The organism is Sphingopyxis sp. YR583, from assembly GCF_900108295.1.
In the GTDB taxonomy this organism is placed as follows: Bacteria; Pseudomonadota; Alphaproteobacteria; order Sphingomonadales; family Sphingomonadaceae; genus Sphingopyxis.
The window spans coordinates 2,183,482-2,203,062 of the sequence record NZ_FNWK01000001.1 but is presented as its reverse complement, the minus strand read 5'-3'; the positions used below and the strand labels follow the sequence as shown (position 1 = coordinate 2,203,062).

The 19,581-nt window shown below is 63.3% G+C and carries 18 protein-coding genes and 1 tRNA gene; 8 read left to right on the top strand and 11 right to left on the bottom strand.

Annotated features, from left to right (window positions below; translation table 11 throughout):
- Nucleotides 1-81 precede the first annotated feature (81 nt).
- A complete protein-coding gene (locus BLW56_RS10210; protein WP_093510385.1) occupies nucleotides 82-1,935 on the bottom strand; it encodes an endonuclease NucS domain-containing protein in 1,854 nt (617 codons plus the stop codon).
- A complete protein-coding gene (locus BLW56_RS10205) occupies nucleotides 1,932-3,320 on the bottom strand; it encodes an RES family NAD+ phosphorylase (protein WP_177175900.1) in 1,389 nt (462 codons plus the stop codon). Before BLW56_RS10205 ends, BLW56_RS10210 begins: the two co-directional genes overlap by 4 nt.
- 497 nt (nucleotides 3,321-3,817) lie before the next feature.
- On the opposite strand from BLW56_RS10205, the gene BLW56_RS10200 reads away from it, so the two are divergent.
- The gene (locus BLW56_RS10200; RefSeq protein WP_256203377.1) at nucleotides 3,818-4,222 is read left to right on the top strand and encodes a hypothetical protein; all 405 of its coding nucleotides are present in this window, start codon (nucleotides 3,818-3,820) and stop codon (nucleotides 4,220-4,222) included.
- A 233-nt stretch (nucleotides 4,223-4,455) separates the two neighbouring features.
- Here the strand turns inward: BLW56_RS10200 and BLW56_RS10195 are convergent.
- The 4 genes from BLW56_RS10195 to BLW56_RS10180 form a co-directional block, all read right to left on the bottom strand.
- Nucleotides 4,456-4,531, bottom strand: a tRNA-Val gene (locus BLW56_RS10195).
- Between the two features lie 73 nt (nucleotides 4,532-4,604).
- Nucleotides 4,605-5,576: a magnesium and cobalt transport protein CorA gene (locus BLW56_RS10190; RefSeq protein WP_093510383.1), complete on the bottom strand. Its 972-nt coding sequence runs from the start codon at nucleotides 5,574-5,576 to the stop codon at nucleotides 4,605-4,607.
- 71 nt (nucleotides 5,577-5,647) lie between these two features.
- Nucleotides 5,648-6,160, bottom strand: coding sequence for a hypothetical protein (locus BLW56_RS10185; protein WP_218140503.1), 513 nt, complete (start codon nucleotides 6,158-6,160; stop codon nucleotides 5,648-5,650).
- 49 nt (nucleotides 6,161-6,209) lie between these two features.
- On the bottom strand, nucleotides 6,210-7,253 hold the full coding sequence (locus BLW56_RS10180; protein WP_177175899.1) for a winged helix DNA-binding protein: 1,044 nt from the start codon (nucleotides 7,251-7,253) through the stop codon (nucleotides 6,210-6,212).
- Nucleotides 7,254-7,485: 232 nt separating this feature from the next.
- Here BLW56_RS10180 and BLW56_RS10175 point away from each other — a divergent pair, with 232 nt between their 5' ends.
- Genes BLW56_RS10175 through BLW56_RS10150 form a run of 6 tightly spaced genes read left to right on the top strand, consistent with a single transcriptional unit; the run spans nucleotide 7,486 to nucleotide 11,259 of the window.
- Entirely contained in the window at nucleotides 7,486-8,064 is a 579-nt protein-coding gene (locus BLW56_RS10175) for a thermonuclease family protein (RefSeq protein WP_218140502.1), read from the top strand.
- Between the two features lie 46 nt (nucleotides 8,065-8,110).
- Nucleotides 8,111-8,491 carry a fluoride efflux transporter CrcB gene (crcB, locus tag BLW56_RS10170; protein ID WP_093510382.1) on the top strand — a complete coding sequence of 127 codons (381 nt, stop codon included), beginning with the start codon at nucleotides 8,111-8,113 and terminating at the stop codon, nucleotides 8,489-8,491.
- The gene (locus BLW56_RS10165) at nucleotides 8,488-9,720 is read left to right on the top strand and encodes an RluA family pseudouridine synthase (protein ID WP_093510381.1); all 1,233 of its coding nucleotides are present in this window, start codon (nucleotides 8,488-8,490) and stop codon (nucleotides 9,718-9,720) included. The genes crcB and BLW56_RS10165 overlap by 4 nt, the downstream gene beginning before the upstream one ends.
- Nucleotides 9,720-10,340, top strand: coding sequence for an FMN-binding negative transcriptional regulator (locus tag BLW56_RS10160; RefSeq protein WP_093510380.1), 621 nt, complete (start codon nucleotides 9,720-9,722; stop codon nucleotides 10,338-10,340). Before BLW56_RS10165 ends, BLW56_RS10160 begins: the two co-directional genes overlap by 1 nt.
- Entirely contained in the window at nucleotides 10,337-10,573 is a 237-nt protein-coding gene (locus BLW56_RS10155) for a hypothetical protein (RefSeq protein WP_093510379.1), read from the top strand. The genes BLW56_RS10160 and BLW56_RS10155 overlap by 4 nt, the downstream gene beginning before the upstream one ends.
- Nucleotides 10,570-11,259 carry an ATP12 family chaperone protein gene (locus BLW56_RS10150; protein WP_093510378.1) on the top strand — a complete coding sequence of 230 codons (690 nt, stop codon included), beginning with the start codon at nucleotides 10,570-10,572 and terminating at the stop codon, nucleotides 11,257-11,259. Before BLW56_RS10155 ends, BLW56_RS10150 begins: the two co-directional genes overlap by 4 nt.
- On the opposite strand, the gene BLW56_RS10145 is transcribed toward BLW56_RS10150, so the two are convergent.
- The 4 genes from BLW56_RS10145 to BLW56_RS20860 form a co-directional block, all read right to left on the bottom strand.
- Nucleotides 11,256-12,059 carry a crotonase/enoyl-CoA hydratase family protein gene (locus BLW56_RS10145; RefSeq protein WP_093510377.1) on the bottom strand — a complete coding sequence of 268 codons (804 nt, stop codon included), beginning with the start codon at nucleotides 12,057-12,059 and terminating at the stop codon, nucleotides 11,256-11,258. The genes BLW56_RS10150 and BLW56_RS10145 overlap by 4 nt on opposite strands.
- Nucleotides 12,060-12,072: 13 nt before the next feature.
- The gene (locus BLW56_RS10140) at nucleotides 12,073-12,681 is read right to left on the bottom strand and encodes a 2-hydroxychromene-2-carboxylate isomerase (RefSeq protein ID WP_093510376.1); all 609 of its coding nucleotides are present in this window, start codon (nucleotides 12,679-12,681) and stop codon (nucleotides 12,073-12,075) included.
- A gap of 4 nt (nucleotides 12,682-12,685) precedes the next feature.
- A complete protein-coding gene (locus BLW56_RS10135; RefSeq protein WP_093510375.1) occupies nucleotides 12,686-14,218 on the bottom strand; it encodes an acyl-CoA synthetase in 1,533 nt (510 codons plus the stop codon).
- A gap of 144 nt (nucleotides 14,219-14,362) precedes the next feature.
- Nucleotides 14,363-14,461 (bottom strand): helix-turn-helix domain-containing protein, encoded by a 99-nt coding sequence (locus BLW56_RS20860; RefSeq protein WP_256203376.1) that lies wholly within the window; start codon nucleotides 14,459-14,461, stop codon nucleotides 14,363-14,365.
- Between the two features lie 701 nt (nucleotides 14,462-15,162).
- On the opposite strand from BLW56_RS20860, the gene BLW56_RS10125 reads away from it, so the two are divergent.
- Nucleotides 15,163-16,695 (top strand): class I adenylate-forming enzyme family protein, encoded by a 1,533-nt coding sequence (locus tag BLW56_RS10125; protein ID WP_093510374.1) that lies wholly within the window; start codon nucleotides 15,163-15,165, stop codon nucleotides 16,693-16,695.
- A gap of 293 nt (nucleotides 16,696-16,988) precedes the next feature.
- On the opposite strand, the gene pepN is transcribed toward BLW56_RS10125, so the two are convergent.
- Entirely contained in the window at nucleotides 16,989-19,580 is a 2,592-nt protein-coding gene (gene pepN / locus BLW56_RS10120) for an aminopeptidase N (protein ID WP_093510373.1), read from the bottom strand.
- Between the last annotated feature and the right edge of the window lies 1 nt (nucleotide 19,581).

Below are 19,581 nucleotides of genomic sequence, written 5' to 3'. Positions count from 1 at the left end.
TGCGCTGGACCCGCACAACCGTGATCCAGCTGAAAAATTCGTAGAGCAAACTGCGCCGTTCAGCGGCACGCGCGCACAGCATCATCCTGCAACACAGAGCCAGCCTTGGGGCGTGCTTTCATACACTTGGCCATAGCCGGTGCCGAGGCCGACGCCGTGCTGGTTGAAACAGCGGGCGCAGATATTGGCCCAGCAAGGACCGATATCGCAGTTGACCATGAAGCGGAGCGGCGGGAACGGGTGCTCACAGACATCGCAAGTGTCGAGATCGCCCATCCAGTAGGACTGCTCCTCCTGCGCGGGCGCATCAGCGATCAGCTCGGCCAAGCGACGCTCTGCCAGCGGCATGTCATTGTTGAGGAACGCCTGGATCGTCTGCGCAAACCCCTGATCGATGCGCATGAACGGCGCGACGATCTGGTGGACCTCCTCGACATGCGCATCGATGAGATGGTTGATTGAACGAATCTCGCCCTTGACCGGCACGATGATCGAACCCTGTACTCGGATGCGTTCGGGACCTGTCCTAGTCTCTCGGAAGACCGAATAGCGCAGGCCGAGATCGGTCATAATATCGCGATTCATCGTGCGGTTCTCGCCAAAATGGCAGGCGAGGAAATAGGAGAAGTCGTCGCCGGCGAAATGCTGGGCGATCACTCTAGCGAAATCGGGCTTGGTGCCGTCCCATTCGGGCAGGCCGATGAACCGCTCGGTCTCGCCGTCATGGAAGATGTCGAGGCGGAAGGTCGGCACATATCCGGGAAAGCCGAACGCCGAACTGGCGATCGCGCGTAGGATATCCTCGGGGCTATAAGCGATCAGGTCGATTGTCGCAGGTCCCGACTTGCGCTCGGCGTAGCGGATCAGCTGCAACACAGTGCCCAGCCAAGCCTCGTTGTAGAAAAAGACATTCTCGACCCGGCTGGTCAGCGCGCGCATCAGCGACGCGGAATTGGTCCGGGCGGTGAAGCGAAGCCGGAAATCAGACTCGCCGCCATCGCCTCTGATCTCGGTGAGAATCGTCTCGTCGCTGATCATCGGATCGTCGAGACGGCCAAAGCGGTGCACGCGGACATCGTCCTGTGCGCCCTCCGCGAACACTCGCGCGCCTTTTTCCGGGTTGGCGATCTCAGCGGTATCAGACCCAATTTGATACCGTCCGGGCGCGCCCTGCGGCATCAACCAGGCCATATCGGCCGCTTCGGCGACCCGGTCCTCAAGCTCGGAATAACCCGAAATCTCGGCGAAGAATTCGTCATAGGCCTCCTCGTCGAGATGGGCCTCGATCAGCGCGAGATACTCGTCGAGCCGTAGCTCGCGCTGCGCGAAATAGAGGAAGGATCGCCCTTCGAGGCTGGGGCTGGTCGGTCGCGATTGGACGAGCACGAAGTCGGTGAGGCCAGTGCGCTGAATATGTGCGGCAAGGCGCGGAACCGCGGCGCTAGCGCTGGCATCATCGACAAAGCCCCAGAGGAAATGCCGAACCGCAAGCTTGCGGTGCGCCGCGAGCGCGATCGGTTCGACACGATTGATCTTGACCGGCAAGCCTTCGGGACCGCGCACGATCTCGCCGGCCCAGATCTCGTAAGGTGCTGAGGGCGCGAATTCGGAATAGGGCACCAGCAGTTCGTGCCATTCGACCGACAGCAGTATCAGCCGATATTCGGTCTCCTTGAGCAAATATTTCTCGCGCAACAGCGCGGCATATTTGTAAAGTTCTTGGATCGCTTCGCGTGCCGCTGAATTGGTGCGCTTGATCTCGATGATGACTAGCTGCCCATCGGCAGCGCGAGCGAAGATATCGAGAAACCCCGACGCGCCATTCGGATTGGCGAGATGAAATTCAGTTTTGACCAAGTTCAGGCCCGGCTCAATTATATCGAGATGCTCGACGAGAAAATCGCGGAGCGCCGCCTCGTTGGGCACTCTCTTCATGCGCCGGTTCCGTCGTCGTCCGGCCAGGCCGTGACGCTGACCCGCCGTTCAGGCCGATCGTAATCGACCGCGCGGACGATATTCACCGCGATGGTTTCGGGCGCGAGGCGAAGGGTCAAGGGCCGGTCATCGTCGAGATCAGGCTGCGCGAAGGTCTCGGGCAAGTGCTCGGGCACGGGCGGCGGCGTGCCGCCCAGCCCAGCAAGCGGATCGGGCGGCGCTATCGCGCCGACCTCCTTGACCGAGAGGCTGATGCTGTCGTCGAAATCCTCGGAATCGACATCGATCTCGCGGATATAGGCGTCGATATAATGGCTGTGGTGCGGAAAGGGCGCGACCCGTGCCGAGCGGTTGAACAGCATGACGTTGCCGAGCGCCGATCCGCGCTGTGTCGATTTGTAGAGGATTCCGTCGATCGCGGGGACGATCCGCTCGGCGAGATATTCAGCAACGACTTGGGTCGCAACATAGCCCTGGACCTCGTCGCCGGGCAGCACCGGGCGGGCGATCTGGTCGCTGAACGTGCGCAGGAAATGCGCCGAATCCCGTTTTGCGACGAAATCCGGATCGAATGGGCTGGCGTGCACTGCCAATCTGTCGAGAGCTTCGCAGTCGAGGAGCCGCAATGGCCGTAGCACATCGAACCGCGCGACCACGACATGCGCGCCGACTGGCGGACGGATTTCGGCGATGCAGGTGGTTACATTGACCGCGCCGTAGAACACCGAAATGCCCGGCGCGTTCAGTCGACCGCCACTACCTTGGCCGGGCGGCAGCGGGCCGATCTGCTTGACCGGTTCCAGCAAGATTCGGCGCAGCTCGGTCTCGTTGGCGGCGATGCGTGCTCGGTAGAACTGACCGCCGGGCGTGCCCGGTTCGACTATCGTGATGACCGGTTTGGCGTCATAGGTCAGGTGGCCGCCGAGATCGGCGAATACTTCATCGAGCCAAGCCAGAGCTTCGCCGTTGATATGGCGAGCCTTCTTCCTGAGCGAATCGCAAAAACGCTGCCAGCGCCGGTCCTGCCAGAACATCGGCGTACGCCCCGGCGAGAAGCCGGTCGAATAGTCGTAGAAATTCTGGCTATCGTGGAACGAAGCAAGCTCCTCATGAACCTCGCGCAGATGCTCCTCGATCCGCTGCGCGAGATCGTGGTCGATGTCAGCAATGCGCGTGAAAATCTCCGCGGCGCTGGGGCTCTGTTCGTACGGCGTCAGCTCGAAATGCGGCTCGAAAGCCTCGTGAATCTGCTCGGCAAGGCCTGCAAGGGTGATCGCCGGTCCGGTCTCGCCGCATTCCTCGCAAACCGCTACGGCCGCGTCGGCCAGGAGCCGCTCGCGCAGATGCAAATTGCCGATGCACTCGAGACAAATCGGATTCTTCATGGTCTCGCTCATGCCAGATGCTCGCGCACGCGTCACGGTCCGCCGCTACCCGCGCTTAACGGCAGCGTCTCGGCGCGCGGCTTCGCCGCGCTGCGACCGTCATCCGTCATTGGCTTCCAAGAAGCTGGCTGCCTTCAATCGGCCAAGCTTGTCCATCCAGACCGGGGTGTGGGAACTCCCTCAAGGCCCGGTCTTATCGAATGTGGCTCTGTCATTTGACCTGCGAACGAAGGCCTCTTCCCAAACTCGGTCGTTCTAGACCACACTCGCGCCGGTAACCGAACGACCGGTTTCAGGTCTTCCGAAATTCACCGCGAATTACCGATATGAGGCGCATAGCGGCCAAAAAAATTGGCGGCCCCGAGAGGCCGCCAGTTAAATGAATGGAAATAGGATATCCACTCGGGTCGCGGTGGGCGACGACTGACGCCCAATAATGCGAACAAGAGTGGTGTGCGATGGGGCCACGTCCTACCCGAGAGCTGATACTCACAACGATGCAGAAAGTGACGATCCACCGGGACCGCGTGATTATCGAATATATCGGCTGCGACGACCCGGTCGTCATTCCGGCAACATTGGTCCGCTGCAGCGGCGAGAAGCGCAAACTATCTCCATCCCCGTCCGATGCGGCTTTGATCAAATTGATCGTACGGGCTCACCAAGCTAATCGCGCATTAGCTGATCCGACGAACCCTACGGTCGAGGCCACCGCAACCTCCATGGCAGTATCGACGCGCTATTTTTGCTCTTTGCTCCGGCTCGCGCATCTCACGCCCGATATCACGACCGCAATCCTCGACGGCCGACAACCTGCCCACCTCAATCGGCAGTTCCTTGCGCGTATCAACAACCTGCCGATCGACTGGCAAGGCCCGCGCGAGATGCTCGGGTTCGCCTAAACCCACCTCCAAATTCCGAAGGGACAAGATGCGCATCTTTCGTGCAACGCATCCTTCGACCGCCGAATCCTCGATCAGAGATATCGCGTCCGATCGCGACAAGTTCAGGTGTCGAAGGCGTCTCTACGTCGACGACATGCACAGTCAAATTGAACCTAAACCTCTAAGAAGTCGTGATACTACTTCAAAATCCCTGCCATCGTCGCGAAGGTAGCCGTTGGGTAATCACGGCGTGGTGGGCGCTGACGGGCTCGAACCGCCGACCCTCTCGGTGTAAACGAGATGCTCTACCAACTGAGCTAAGCGCCCCCGAATGTCGCCATATGCGGGAGGTGCGCCCCTGCCATAAGCCGCGCGCGCTGGCAAGCGATCCGTCGCATGTTCAAAGCCAGCCAATCCGCTTGAAACGCAGATACAGCATCAGGCAGATACTGCCCATGCCACCCACGATCAGCGGATAGCCGAAAGCCCAACGCAGTTCGGGCATATGGTCGAAGTTCATACCGTAGATACCGGCAATCGCGGTCGGCACCGCCAGGATCGCGGCCCACGCCGCCAACTGGCGGGTGATCACGCCTTGGCGCTGCTGTTCGAGCATGCCGTTGGTCTCGATCACCGACGCCGCGATATCGCGCAGTCCATTGAGCCGATATTCGGCGCGCTGCACATGGTCCCAGATGTCGCGATAGAAAGGACGCACCACGGGGTCGATATTGGGCAGGTCGTCGTCGGTCGCGAGGCGTCCGGCAACTTCCTTCATCATTCCGACGAGACGCTGAAAGCGGATGATCTCATGCCGCTGCTTGTAGAGATGACGAATTTCGCCGGCATCAAGCGGCGTGTCCATGACGCTGTCCTCGACCCCCAGCATCCGCTCCTCGATCGCATCGATCACGGGGAAATAGCCGTCGACGATGAAATCGAGCACGGCGTAGAGAACATAATCGGGCCCATGCGCGAGCTTTGCCGGCAGGCTTTCGAGCCTCGCACGAACGTCGGTGTGCGTGCGCGCCGACCCATGGCGGACGCTGACGAAGAAATGCGGTCCGATGAAAAAAGCCGTTTCGCCGGGCTGAATCGTATCGCCATCGAGGTTGGCGGTGCGCGTGATGAGGAACAGCTGATCGCCATAGGTTTCGACCTTGGGCAATTGATTCGCCTTCAGCGCGTCCTCAACCGCGAGCGGATGAAGTCCGAAACGCTTGGCAATACCCGCAAGTTCTTCCGGTGTCGGCTCGTAAAGGCCCAGCCAGAAGAAATCGCCCGGATCACAATCTTCGGGAATCGCTTCGTCCGGACCCAATTCGCGAACAAGCTTGCCGTCATGATAAACGCGGGCGGCCATGATTGGCATAGGCAGAAACTCCATTGGATGGCGCTTACATAGTGCGGCCGGCCGTGAAGGGAAATGCACCCCGCAGCGGGCTAGATATCCCGGCTGTCGTAAGCCCATTGCAGCAGCGCCTGCCGCTGTTTCGGCCGGCAAAAGGGATCGCCCGGTTCGCAATTCTTGCGTACTTGCGCAGCATGGCGCCGGAACGCGCGCCACCGCGCAATCTGGCGATGATCCTCGCCCGGCATCCGCCGTCCCGAATAATAGCGGCAATACCATTGGAACCAGCCGCGCGGGTCGTCGGGATGAATCCACCCTTTCTGGACCCATACACGCAAGGAAACACTCGCACGGATGCCGAAATAGTTGAGCGAGCAATCGGCCTTTTCGGGCGCAAGCTTGGCATGTTTGAACCAGGTCGCCGGAAACTCGGCGGTACAATCGGTCATATATTTGCCGCAGAACACGCCGAGCTCCAGCATCTCGGCAGGCGTGAGTTCGGGTTCGAAATCGGGATCGAACGCCTTCCCCATCGGGGCCGTGCGCATATAGCGATACCCCTGCTGCATTCGGTCGTGCACGACCACTTCGACGGCATTCTTCATGCCCGGAATCTAGCCGCGCCGTTCGGTAAGAACCAAGCCTATTCTTCGCCTACTCCTCAAGCGCCTCGAAATATCGGGCGAGCGCGTCATAGGCGCCTTCCGCCAGCGCGATAAAAATGCGGCGACCGTCATGCGGATCGTCTTCGCGCATGAACAGGCCCGCGTCCGTCATCGTCTTGATCCAGCGCAGCGCCGTCGTCGCGGGAACCGCAGCGGCGATGCACAGGCTCGACACCGACACCGGCTGGCGTTCGAGGCGCGCGGCATAAAGGTCGAGCAACATGTCCCATGCCGGATCGGCGAACAGGTCAGCGGGGAAATATTGCTCGCGTATCCGCCGTTGGCGCAACATCCGCCGTACCGCCTTGGCCCGCTGTCGGTCGAGCGTTCGCTCTTCAGGAACGAAGCTGCGCGGTATCGCAGCGAAGTCGCGCGCTGGCGCGCGGACTTGTCCCATATGATCGGCCAGTTCTTCGCCTCCACGCGGCGCAAAGCCCACAGGAGTGCCCGGAAGGCCGTCCCTCTGGCTGGCGAGATCGCCCAGCAGACGCGAAATGCGCGCCACCTCTTCCTGCAGCCGGTCGATCCGTTCCATCGCATCGTCGCGCGCAATGTCATGGAGCACGCCGTGCCGCATACGCCGCGCCGCCGCCAGAGCGACGAGCCGGTCCGTCGGATCGGGATCGACGAGGAACTGGATTTCAAGCGCTGCTGGTATAGCCGCCACGATCCGATCGAGCGCGGCCAGCCCGGTTTCGCATATAAGATTGCAATCCTGTTCGCTCGCCGCCGCGCATATGTCGTTGAACGTTTCGCTTGCGATCGTCTCCGCCGCACCGAGCCAGACTATGTCCAGTGTCGCATTCTTCCGAATGTAATCCGCCGCGTGCAACGGCGAGAGCGTTCGGACGCGGCGCACTTCGGCTATCGGCGCTGCATCGGGCCAATCGGCATCCGTCCCCACGAACAAGAGTCGCGACGCAATATAGGCGGGGAGCCCTCCGCCGATCTTCTCGGGCGGCCCGGCATCTCCTGCACCGAAACCGCCCGGCGCGATTGCCGATCTCTCCAGCGTCCGCATCATATGGCTCATCATGCTACCTGTCCCCCATCGCTCCACCATGGCGTAAGCATGCCGTCATTTCGGTGATATTCACCTTTTGTTCGCTCCCGTTTGCCGCCAATCCGGACCCAAGCTTGATATCGGCATGAGTCGGCGCGCGTCGGCCGTCCGGGAATATGTCCATATTGGACATGATTTGTTCTCATCGTCAATCCATGATTCACCCCTTGCCAAGCGCCAGCCGTCCAGTCAGGCGGAACTCATGGTTTCAGGCTCATTCTCGCCCGCGCGACTGCGCTGGCGGCGGCGTTTTCGGTCGCTGCTCGCGTTGCTGTTACTCGGCGGGCTCGCCTTCATCGCATGGATGTGGTCGCCGGCGCCCGCGCTGACCGTACCGCTCGTTCATATAATCGATGGCGACAGCCTGACGGTACGGCAGGGTGACACCCCGCTGACGATCCGCCTGAACGGCATCGACGCGGTCGAATATCGGCAGGATTGCGCGCGCGGCGCCGTCCGCTGGCCTTGCGGGCAGGACGCACGCGCCGCGCTTGAGAGACTGGCAGGACGAGGACCGCTTCATTGCGAAGTCGCGGCAAAGGATCGGTATGATCGCACGCTCGCCGCGTGCCGCACCGCCCCCTACCCCGACGGCATCGATCTCGGCGCCGAAATGACGCGGCTCGGCTGGGCGGTGGCAACGAGCGATGCCTATTTGGTGGAAGAGGCCGAGGCGCAGGCGAAAAGCCGGGGCATCTGGCAAGGCGACTTCGTCCGTCCCGAAAACTGGCGCGCGACGCACGAACGCCCGGCCACTGCGCTGGCGCCGCCCGACGCCTAGAAATGGCCCGCTATGCCTCGCGCCCGTTTCGGGCTAGGGCGAGCGCATGAACAGCCTGTTTCCCGTCATGATCGGCGGCGCGATCGGCGCCGGGGCCCGCCATCTGGTCGGGCAGGCGATGCTCGCGCGGCTCGGCCCAGGTTTCCCCTGGTGGACGCTGTCGATCAATGTCATCGGCGGCCTGTTGATGGGGCTACTGATCGGCGCGCTCGCGCGCAGCAGCGACGGCGGCGAAACCGCCCGCCTTTTTATCGGCGTCGGCGTCCTCGGCGGCTTCACCACTTTCTCCTCTTTCAGCATGGAATTCTGGATGCTTTTCGAACGCGGCCAAAACGCGCAAGCCGCCGCCTATGTCCTCGCGTCGGTCATCGGCGCCATCGCCGCCTGCGGGCTCGGCCTCTTCATCATGCGGCAGGTGCCGGCATGAGCGAACCCAAAGCAAAGCTCGACGGCGCCATCATCGCCGAGGAGGATGACGGCATCCGGCTCGATCGCTGGTTCAAGCGTCACCGCGAGGGCACGCCGCACGCGCTGCTCGCGCGCTGGGCGCGTTCCGGGCAACTGACGCTCGACGGGAAAAAGGCCGATGTCTCTGACCGCATCGCGACGGGGCAGAAGCTGATCATGCCGACCCCGCCGGTCGAGACCGAAGCGCGTCCGGCACGCAAGGGCCGTCCGCTCACCGACGCCGATATCGAGCTCGCAACCGGCATGGTGATCCACCGCGACGCCAGCGCGATCGTGCTCAACAAGCTGCCCGGCCTCGCGACACAGGGCGGCACGAAGACCGAACAACATGTCGACGGCCTGCTCGACGCGCTCAAATATGATGCGCCGGTACGACCGAAACTGGTGCATCGGCTCGACAAGGATACGTCGGGCGCCCTTCTGATCGCACGCACCCCGCGCGCCGCGGCTTATTTCGCCAAGAGCTTTTCGAACCGCAGCGCACGCAAGACCTATTGGGCGCTGATCGTCGGCGTTCCCGACATCCAGCAGGGCGAAATCGACCTGCCGCTCGCCAAGCAGCCCGGATCGGGCGGTGAGAAGATGCACGTTCACGACAGCGGCCTCGCGTCAAAGACGCGCTATCGTGTGATCGAGCGCGCGGGAAACAGCGCCGCGTGGGTCGAACTGCAGCCCTTGACCGGGCGCACCCACCAGCTCCGCGTCCATATGGCTGCGATCGGCCATCCGATTGTCGGCGACGGAAAATATGGCGGCAAGGGCGCGTTTCTGACCGGGACGATCAGCCGCAAGATGCATCTGCACAGCCGCCGGCTGCGCATCGACCATCCCGACGGCGGCGCAATCGATATCAGCGCCGAAGTGCCCGAGCATTTCGCCGCCAGTCTCGACGCGCTCGGCTTCGACCTGCTCCTCGGCGAAATCGGGATCGACGATGTTGCCAAGGGTCCGCCACCTAAAGCCGCACTGAAGGCGCAGGCCAAGGCGCACAGCAAGCAGATTCGCAAGGCCCGGCGCGGCGAGCGGCGCGGCCGCACCGCCGACAGCAAGCCGACCGACTTTGTCGGCAAGCCGAAGCCCAAGGCAAAAACGAAACCGGGCAAGCCCGGCAAGCCGGCAACGGGAAAACCCGCAGGCAAGAAGCCGAGCGCGAAGAAGCATCCGGCGCGCCCGCCCAAGGCGAGCTGATGCACCCGAACTCCGCCTTCCGCCCGCGGCAGGACGACCTCGCCGAATTGCTCGTCCGCGAAATCGGTTTTGCCGCGATCTTTGCTAACACCCCCGACGGGCCACGCGTGGCGCATGCGCCGGTGGTGCTGAGCGACGACCGGGCAACGCTGCAGTTCCACCTTGCGCGCGGCAATGCGCTCACCCGGCACTTGGGCGGCGCAACCGCGCTCGCCGTTGTGCAGGGCCCCGACGCCTATGTCAGCGCGAGCTGGTACGCCGACGCCGATCAGGTGCCGACATGGAATTATGTCGCGATCGAAATGGAAGGCGTGGCGCGCAAGCTGGACGACGCCGAACTGGTTGCACAGCTCGACACATTGTCTGCTCAACATGAGGCGCGCGTCGGCGCCAACCCACCATGGACGCGCGACAAGATGAATTCGGCACTGTTCAGCAAGATGACCGGCGCCATCGTCGGTTTCGAAATGCGGATCACCGCGTGGCGCCCAACGGTCAAATTGTCGCAGAACAAACCCACCGATGAGCGCGACCGCGTGATCGCCGGGATCGAAACGACCGGTCATGGCGCGCTCGCGCAGTTGATGCGCCATCTCGGCGGCGATAGGGAGGGCGCATGAACCGGCCCGACGACAGCCTCGTTAAAAAACGTTTCTTCGCCATCTCTGCGATGCGCCTGATGGGCGCGGCCTTTGTAATGATTGGCTTCATCCTGATCAGCGGCGGCTTTTCGCTCGCGGGCCAACCGACGGATCGCTGGATCGGCGTTGCGATCGTGCTCGTGGGCGCGTTCGATTTCGCAGTGATGCCAATGATCCTCGCGCGCCGCTGGCGATCGCCCAAAGAGCTATGAAGCGTTTCTGGAAGGAGGTCGCCGTCGCACCCGAAGGCGACGGCTGGGGTATCGCGCTCGACGGTCGTCCGGTCCGCACGCCGCAGCGCGCTCCGCTTGCCGTCGCCAGCCCGGCGCTCGCTGACGCCATCGCCGCCGAATGGCGCGATGTGGGCGAGACGATCGATCCCGCCGCCATGCCGATGACGGGCCTGACCAACGCCGCGATCGATCTGGCGACACCTGACCTCGCCGCCTTTGCCGCGCCGGTCGCGGCGTATGCCGAGAGCGACCTCTTCTGCTATCGCGACGCGCGCGACGCGGCGCTGCAGGCCGAACAGGCGGCGATATGGAACCCGCTGCTCGCCTGGGCAGAGGCGCGATACGGCATCGAATTTATACTGACGCGGGGCGTCCTGCCCGTCGACCAGCCCGACGCTACCATTGCCGCATTGCAAGGCGCCGTTCTCGCGCAGGATCGCTGGCGGATTACCGCACTGACGCCGATCGTGACCATCGGAGGATCGCTCGTCGCCGGGCTCGCGCTGATCGACGGCGCCTTCGACGCCGCGCTACTGTGGGACGCGGCCAGCCTCGACGATCTCTATCAGGAACGCCGCTGGGGCGCTGACAGCGAAGCGCAAAAGGCGCGCGCAGCACACAAGCGCGACTGGGACAATGCCGCGCGCTTCCTGAGCCTGCTCTAGTCGACGAAGTCCGGCTTCCGCTTCTGCATCCCCGCCATCACCGCCTCCATCTGATTCGGGGTGCGGATGACCTTCACCTGCTCGTCGCTTTCGGCCTGCAATATTTCGGCGTCGCTCGCATCGGCGAGCATGTTGCACAGCCGCTTCGCCCCACGGATCGCGTGCGGGTTCTTGTCGGCGATCACCTCGGCAAGCTCCATCGCACGCGCCAGTGGATCGTCGGACACATGCGTCGCAAAGCCAAGCAGCTTCGCTTCCGATCCGTTGAACTCGCGATTGGTATAGATCAGCTCGCGCAGCACATCGTCGGCGACCTGCGTGCGCCACAGCGCCATGCCCGCGACGTCGGGAACAAGACCCCAGCGCATTTCCATGATCGCGATGCGCGTATCGGGATGGACGATACGGATGTCGGCTGCGGCCATGATCTGGCTGCCAGCGCCAAAAGCGACGCCGTGTACCGCCGCGATCACGGGTACCGGAAGCTCGCGCCAGCCCCATGCGGCATATTGGGCATTGTTCACGATGCCGCGCGTCCGATCGGACAGGCTGCCCCCCGCGCTGCTCGCACCCGGATCGCGATCATTGCTGAGGCTCGACAGATCGAGCCCCGCGCAAAAGGCGCGGCCTTCGCCCGACAACACAACGACACGAAGGCCCGCGGTCGCCTTGAGCTGGTCGATTGCCTCGGCGAGCGCCTCCCACATCGCACCGTCGAGCGCGTTCATCTTGTCGGTGCGGATCAACCGGACGTCGGCAATACCGCCATCAAGCATGGTGATCGAAATACGGTCTTTCACGGGAGAGTCCTTTTCATCCTTTGAGTGCGGCTTCGACGAGCGGAAGCTGGTCGTTACCGAAATACATATCGTCGCCGTCGACAAAGATCGTCGGCGAACCATAGCCGCCGCGCGCGATGACTTCATCGGTATTCGCCCGCAACCGCGCTTTCACCGCGTCGCTGCCGGCCGCTGCGGCGATCGTTGCACCGTCCAGCCCCTCGGCATTTGCGACGGCAACGAGCACAGCGGGATCATCGAGATTTTCCTGCCGGTCGAAATAGCTGGCAAAGGCGCCGCGCGCGAAACGGACAAGCGCCGCCTGATCTTCTTCGAGCGCGCAGCAGAAGCGCATCGCGGCGATGCTTTTTGCCGGATGCCACTCTGACGGAAAATTCATCGGCACGCCCGCCAGCCGCGCCCAGTCCTTCAGCACCTTCCAGCTATGCTGCAACCGCCGGTTGTCGGCCTGCTCGCGCGCCGCGTAGACCGCCGGGTTCACCGCATTGAACACCCCGCCCACAAGGATCGGCCGATAGATCGCCGTCGCGGCCGTCCGTTCGAGTACGCCAGCCAGATTGTGGAACGCAAGACAGGTCCACGGGCTCGACAGATCGAAGAAAAACTCGACGCGCGCGCTCATCGGATCAGGCCTCCGCCTTCGCCTTCTCCCAATATTGATCGCGGAGCAGGCGCTTGTAGAGCTTGCCGGTATCGTGACGCGGCAGCGCTTCGAGGAAGTCGATGCGGCGCGGGATCTTCACCCCCGACAATTTTTCGCGTGCATAGGTCAGCAACTCGGCGCGGAAGGTATCGGTCGCGTCGGCCATGTCGGCAGGCTGAATCACCGCGATCACTTCCTCGCCCATCTCGTCATGCGGTCCGCCGACAACCGCGACATCGGCGACCTTCGGATGCGTGACGAGATGATTCTCGATCTCCTGGGGATAGATGTTCACGCCGCCCGAGATGATCATGAAGCTTTTGCGGTCGGTGAGGTAGAGGAAGCCATCTTCATCAACTTTGCCCACATCGCCAAGGGTCGACCAGCCTTTCGAATTGCGGCTGGAGGCGGTTTTTTCGTTATCTCCATGATATTCGAAGACATTTTCGCTTTCGAAGAAAACGGCGCCTTCCTCGTTCGGACCGAGCTCGGTTTCATTATCCTCGCCCATGATGTGCACGGCGCCGAGGATCGGGCGGCCGACGCTGCCCTTGTGCGTGAGCCAGTCGGGGCTGGAAATGAAGGTCATGCCATTGCCTTCGGAACCGGCATAATATTCGAAAAGCACGGGCCCCCACCAGTCGATCATCGCCTGCTTGACCGGCACCGGGCACGGCGCTGCGGCATGGATCGCGACCTTCAATGAAGAGGTGTCGTAGCGGGCGCGGACGTCGCCGGGCAGTTTCAGCATCCGAACGAAATGCGTCGGCACCCACTGGCTGCTGTTCACCCGATATTTTTCGATGTGCGAGAGCGCCGCCTCGGGATCGAATTTCTTCATCAGCACAACCGTGCCCCCAAGCCGATGGACGGTCATCGACCAGCGCAGGGGCGCCGCGTGATAGAGCGGCGCGGGCGAGAGATAGACGCTGTCCGCGTTGATCTGGAACACCGCCGAGGCGAGCATGACGAGGCTGTTCGTCGCATCGATCGCCGGATCCTCGGGGAGCGGCACGCGCACGCCCTTGGGGCGCCCGGTGGTGCCCGACGAATAGAGCATGTCGACCCCGGCGCGCTCATCGGCGATGGGTGTCGCGGGCATCGCAGCGACGGCATCTTCCCAGCTTTCATAGCCCGGGATCGCCCCGCCCATTGCGAAACGCTTGATCCCGGTGGTGAGCTGCTGCGCCGCGCTCGCGAGGCTTGCCGACACGACGAGGATCTGCGCACCCGAATTTTCGAGGATATAGTCGGTCTCGTCCTGCGTCAGCCGCGACGAAATGCAGACATAGCGGAGGCCAGCGCGCTGCGCGCCCCAGGTGAGGCCGTAATAATGCGGCGTGTTGTCGAGCATGAAGGCCACGACATCCTCGTGCCCCAGGCCATGCGCGCGAAACAGCTGCGCGGCGCGGTTAGAGGCGGCGTCGAGTTCGCCATAGCTGATCGAATCGCCCGTCTCGGCGACGATGATCGCGGCTTTGTCAGGGTTATTACGCGCGTGGACTGAGGGGTGCATCGGGCATCATCTCCGGGAATCATTGCTTTCTTTATGTCGAAGATCAGTAGCAACCTGAAACTTTCGGTCAAGCAAGCTGGAGCAGATGACAGGTTCGCGATCAAGAAGCGGCAAATTGCGCCGCAAGATCGGGCGATGCGGGACCTAGTCCCGCCGCGACCGCAGCGCGTAACCCATGCCCTTCACCGTGTGCAGCATCGGCCAGTCGAACCCCCGGTCAACCTTGGCGCGCAGTCGCGACATATGCACCTCGACCCGGTTGGTGCCGGGATCGAAATCGAGGCGCACACTGCGCGGAGCAACGCGTCGCGCGACAGTGGCCGGTCGGGGACGCGCGCGAGATTCGCGAGCAGGTCGAATTCGCGCAGCGGCAGGCGGATGAGCCGCCCCGCACGCTCGACACGCCGGTCGATCAGGTCGATGCGCAGATCGCCGGCACCGAGTTGCCCGGCGGCGATGCGACTGCGCCGGAGCAGGCTGGCGATCCGCGCAAGCACTTCGGGCAAATTGTTGGTCCAGCCGACCGCGTCGTCGGCGCCCGCGTCGAGCGCGACCATCCGGTCGTCGAGCGAATCGCGGTCGGAAAGCACGATGAGCGGCCGACGGCCAATCGCCGACCGTGCCAGCCGGACAAATTCGAAAGGCTCCTGCCAGTCGAGAAAGGGGTTAACGACCAGCAGGTCGAAACAGCCGTCGACCCAGTGACGGAGGCCGTTCACATGCGGGGGCAGGAACATGACCTCCATGTCCGTCGCCTCCACCGCCGCCCCCAGCGCATCGGCCCGCTCCACGACCGGATGATAAACGGCGACCAGCAATTTCCGGTCGCCCGCCCCGGCCTTGTCCGATGATGCCATCCGCATCCCCCGTCGTCGACGCAACATACTGTCGCTCCGCCGCCCCACCGGCATTGCACCGCCTTTCGGCTGTGCTAGTCCATAGGAATGACCAGTATCGAAATGCTTGACGGCGACTTCGCCACCCTGCCCGACCTTGTCCGTGCCCATGCGGCGGAACGTCCCGATGCCGTAGCGGCTGCCGACGCCGTGCGGCGGCTGAGCTGGTCCGAACTGGACCAATTGACCGACCGAATCGCCGCCCGGTTGCAGCAGGACGGATTCGCCAAGGGAGAGCGCACGGCGATCGCCGGCCTGAACAGCGTCGAGCAGATGGCAGTGATCCTCGGCACGCTGCGCGCCGGCGGGGTCGCCGGCCTCGTCACCAACAGCGCGACGGGCGAACAGATGGCGGCGATGATCGCCGATACCGGCGCGCGCCACCTGTTCCTCGACAGCGCGGCGAAGGCGAGCCTGGAGGGTCAGGTCATTACCGCAAGCGACCTGATCGCGATGGACGGCAGTGAAGCGGGAACGCCGCTCGACGCCTGGCTATCGCTTGCGGGCGCGAAGCCTACGCCGGTTGATATCCAGCCCGGCGACGGCTTCAATATCATCTATTCGTCGGGGACCACAGGCACACCCAAAGGCATCGTCCACAGTCACGCGATGCGCTGGCAGCATATCCAGCGCGGCAAGCCCGCCTATGGGCCTGCCGCAGTGACGGTCCTGTCGACCCCGCTCTATTCGAACACGACGATGGCGAGCTTCCTGCCCACTGTCGGATCGGGCGGACAGGTTGTGCTGATGAAAAAATTCGACGCGCGCGGCTTCCTCGAACTCGCCGTGCGCGAGCGCGCGACGAACACGATGCTGGTGCCGGTGCAATATCGCCGCATCATGGCGCTGGAGGATTTCGGCGACTTCGACCTTTCCAGCTTCGTCGTCAAATATTGCACCTCGGCGCCCTTCCCGGCGACGCTGAAGGCCGATGTGCTGCAACGCTGGCCGGGCGGGCTCGTCGAAATTTACGGGATGACCGAAGGCGGCGCGGCGTTCATCCTCGAAGCGCATCAATTCCCCGACAAGCTGCATACCGTCGGCAAACCGGCGCCCGGCCATATCGCGAAGGTGATCGACGAGGAGGGCAACGAACTGCCGCAGGGGTCGGTCGGCGAAGTCGTCGGCCGCAGCCCCGCGATGATGACGGGATATAATAATCGCCCCGACGCGACCAAGGCGATGCACTGGTATGATGCCGAAGGAAATCTCTTCTACAAGCATGGCGACATCGGTCGCATCGACGAGGACGGGTTCCTGACGCTGATGGACCGCGCCAAGGACATGATCATCTCGGGCGGGTTCAATATTTTCCCGAGCGACCTCGAAGCCATATTGATCGCCGACGAGCGTGTCGTCGAGGCTGCGGTGGTCGGCATGCCGAGCGAGGAATGGGGCGAAACGCCGGTTGCGTTTGTCGTGCTGAAACCCGGCGCCGATGCGGAAAGCGTCCGCGCCGACTGCAACGCCAAGGTCGGCAAGACGCAGCGGCTGAGCGCGATTACCGTCGTCGAGGAATTGCCGCGCAGCCCGATCGGCAAGGTACTGAAACGCGAATTGCGGGATGCCTACGCGCGGTGAGGCGAACTGTCGGCTAACGACCGATTGCAGACGTTAATCCTCCCTGTGGCGTAGCCATGGGGAGGTGGCAGCGCGGAGCGCTGACGGAGGGGTAATGACGCGCCGTTGCGGCCCCTCCACCACCGCCTGCGGCGGCGGTCCCCCTCCCCATCGCTGCGCGACAGGGAGGATAAGGCACTCCCGTCACCCCGGACTTGATCCGGGGTCCATGATTTCCAGCGCCACTGTGGATCCCGGGTCAAGCCCGGGATGCCGGAAGAGCGAACGTTCGCTGCCCCACCCCTAAGCAGCCGTCACCCCAGAAGGCTTTTCGACGCCTGCTCGGTGACGTCACGCGACAGCCCCGGTTGTGCGAGAATGCGCTCCAGTTCGGCGCGCATCAGCGCCTGGCGCGCGTCATCGAAACGTTTCCAGCGGCCGAGCGGCGGGATCATCTTTGCCGCGGTCTGCGGGTTCTTCGGGTCGAGCGCGATGACCAGATCGGCAATCAGCCTGTACCCCGCGCCATCAGCCTGATGGAATGCCGCCTGATTGCCCGTCAATGCACCGTAGAGCGAGCGCACGCGGTTGGGGTTCGCCAGCGTGAAATCGGGGTGGTTCGCAAGGTCCCTCACCGCGTCGACCGTATCGGGACGCAGCGACCACGCCTGCACCTGGAACCATTTGTCGAGCACGAGCGGATTGTCGCGATAACGTTGATAGAAGATGTCGAGCGCGTGGGCGCGCTCGTCGCTGTCGCCATGTGCGAGCGTCGCCAGCGCTGCCTGCCGTTCGGTCATGCCATCGGCTTCGGAGAAGATGCGGAAGGCGAGCGCGGATGCGTCCTCTGCCCCGGTCGCCGAAAGATAGGCGAGCGCGACACCGCGCAGGCGGCGACCGCCCTTGGCCTTGCGCGACAGGTCGGTCGCGGGCGGCGCCTTGCCCGCGAGGATCGTGCGCCATTCACTTTCGAGCGCGCTGCCGATCGCGGCCTGCAACGCCAGTCGCTCGCGGCGGATCGCGTCGGGGTCGACGGTGACCATCTGGTCGCCGATAAAGGCTTCGCTGGGCAGCAGCACTGCTTCGGCAACGAACGCCGGATCGTTTGCCGCACTGGCAAGCGTTTGACCCACCGCGTCGATCACGGCCCGATCATCGCCGGTCTTGCCCGATACCGATGCAACAAGCGTGTCGAGCATCAATTGCTGCAATGCCTCGTAGCGCGCGAACGGGTCATCGTCATGCGCCGCCAGCCACGCGAGTTCGCCTGGGCCGCGCTCGAAATCGACGATGATCGGCGCGGAGAAACCACGGTTGACCGATAGTGCCGGACGCGCAGTGAAGTTGCCGAGCGCGACGCGCTGTGTCGACCCGGTCACCGTGACGAGCGTGTCGGCGAGCGCGGCGCCGCTGCCGTCCATGGCAAAAGCCGCGAGGCGTAGCGGCATCATCATCGGCAGCTTCTCTGGCTGACCCGGCGTTGGCGGCACCGTCTGCACGATATCGAGCGACCAGTGACCGGCTTCTTCGGTCAGCGACAGCTTGAGCCGCGGCGTTCCCGCCTGCTCGTACCAGCGACGGAATTGCGCAAGGCCGATGCCCGCGCCTTCCTCGATCGCGCGGACGAAATCCTCGCACGTCGCGGCTTCGCCGTCGTGGCGATCGAAATAGAGATCGGTGCCTTTGCGGAAGCGTTCGGGGCCGACCATCGTCGCCATCATGCGGATGATCTCTGCACCCTTGTTATAGATGGTCGCGGTGTAGAAGTTCGAGATTTCCTGAAAGCTATCGGGACGGATCGGATGCGCGAGCGGCCCCGCATCCTCGGGGAATTGCGCGGCACGGAGCAGGCGGACATCTTCGATCCGCTTGACCGGCGGCGATCCCATGTCGGCGGAGAAATTCTGGTCGCGAAAGACGGTGAAGCCTTCCTTCAGCGAGAGCTGGAACCAGTCGCGGCAGGTGACGCGGTTGCCCGACCAGTTGTGGAAATATTCATGCGCAACGACACCCTCGACCCCGTCATAGTCGACGTCGGTCGCGGTGTCGGGATCGGCGAGAATATAGCGGGTGTTGAAGATGTTCAGCCCCTTGTTCTCCATCGCCCCCATGTTGAAATCGCTGACCGCGACGATGTTGAACAGGTCGAGGTCATATTCGCGGCCATAGACCTCCTCGTCCCATTTCATGCTGTCCTTGAGCGCCTGCATCGCGTGGCCGGTGCGATCCTGATCGCCGCGGCGCACCCAGATGCCAAGTTCGACCTCGCGCCCCGACATCGTCGTGAAGCTGTCGCTGTTGACGACCAGTTCGCCGGCGACGAGCGCGAACAGATAGGAAGGCTTGGGCCACGGATCTTCCCACAGCGCCCAATGATCGCTCCCCTCTTCGCCCTGTTCGATGCAATTGCCGTTCGACAGCAGGATCGGGAACGCCGTCTTGTCGCCCTGCATCCGCACCTTGTAGCGGCTGAGCACGTCAGGCCGGTCAGGATGGAAGGTGATACGGCGAAAACCCTCGGCCTCGCACTGCGTGCAGAGCAAGCCGCCCGACGCATAAAGCCCGGAGAGCTGGGTATTCGAGGCGGGGTCGATGACCGTATCGACCTCGACCATCGCCGCGGTGCGTTCGCCCAGATCGACGATCAGGTCGCTGCCGTCCATTCGCCAGTCGTTCCAGACCTCGCCGTCGACGCGCACCGCCGCCGGGGCCAGCCCGTCGCCGCGCAGCAGCAGCGGCGCCGGCGCATCGGCGTCGCGGATGACCGACAAGGCGGAGCGCACCTTCGTCGCGTTGATCCCGAGCGCAAAATCGAGCGCGATGTCGGGGATCGACCATTCGGGCGCGCGATAGTCGCTGCGATAGATGGTGACGGGGATAGCGGGCGTGGAGGAGGCGTCGGTCATT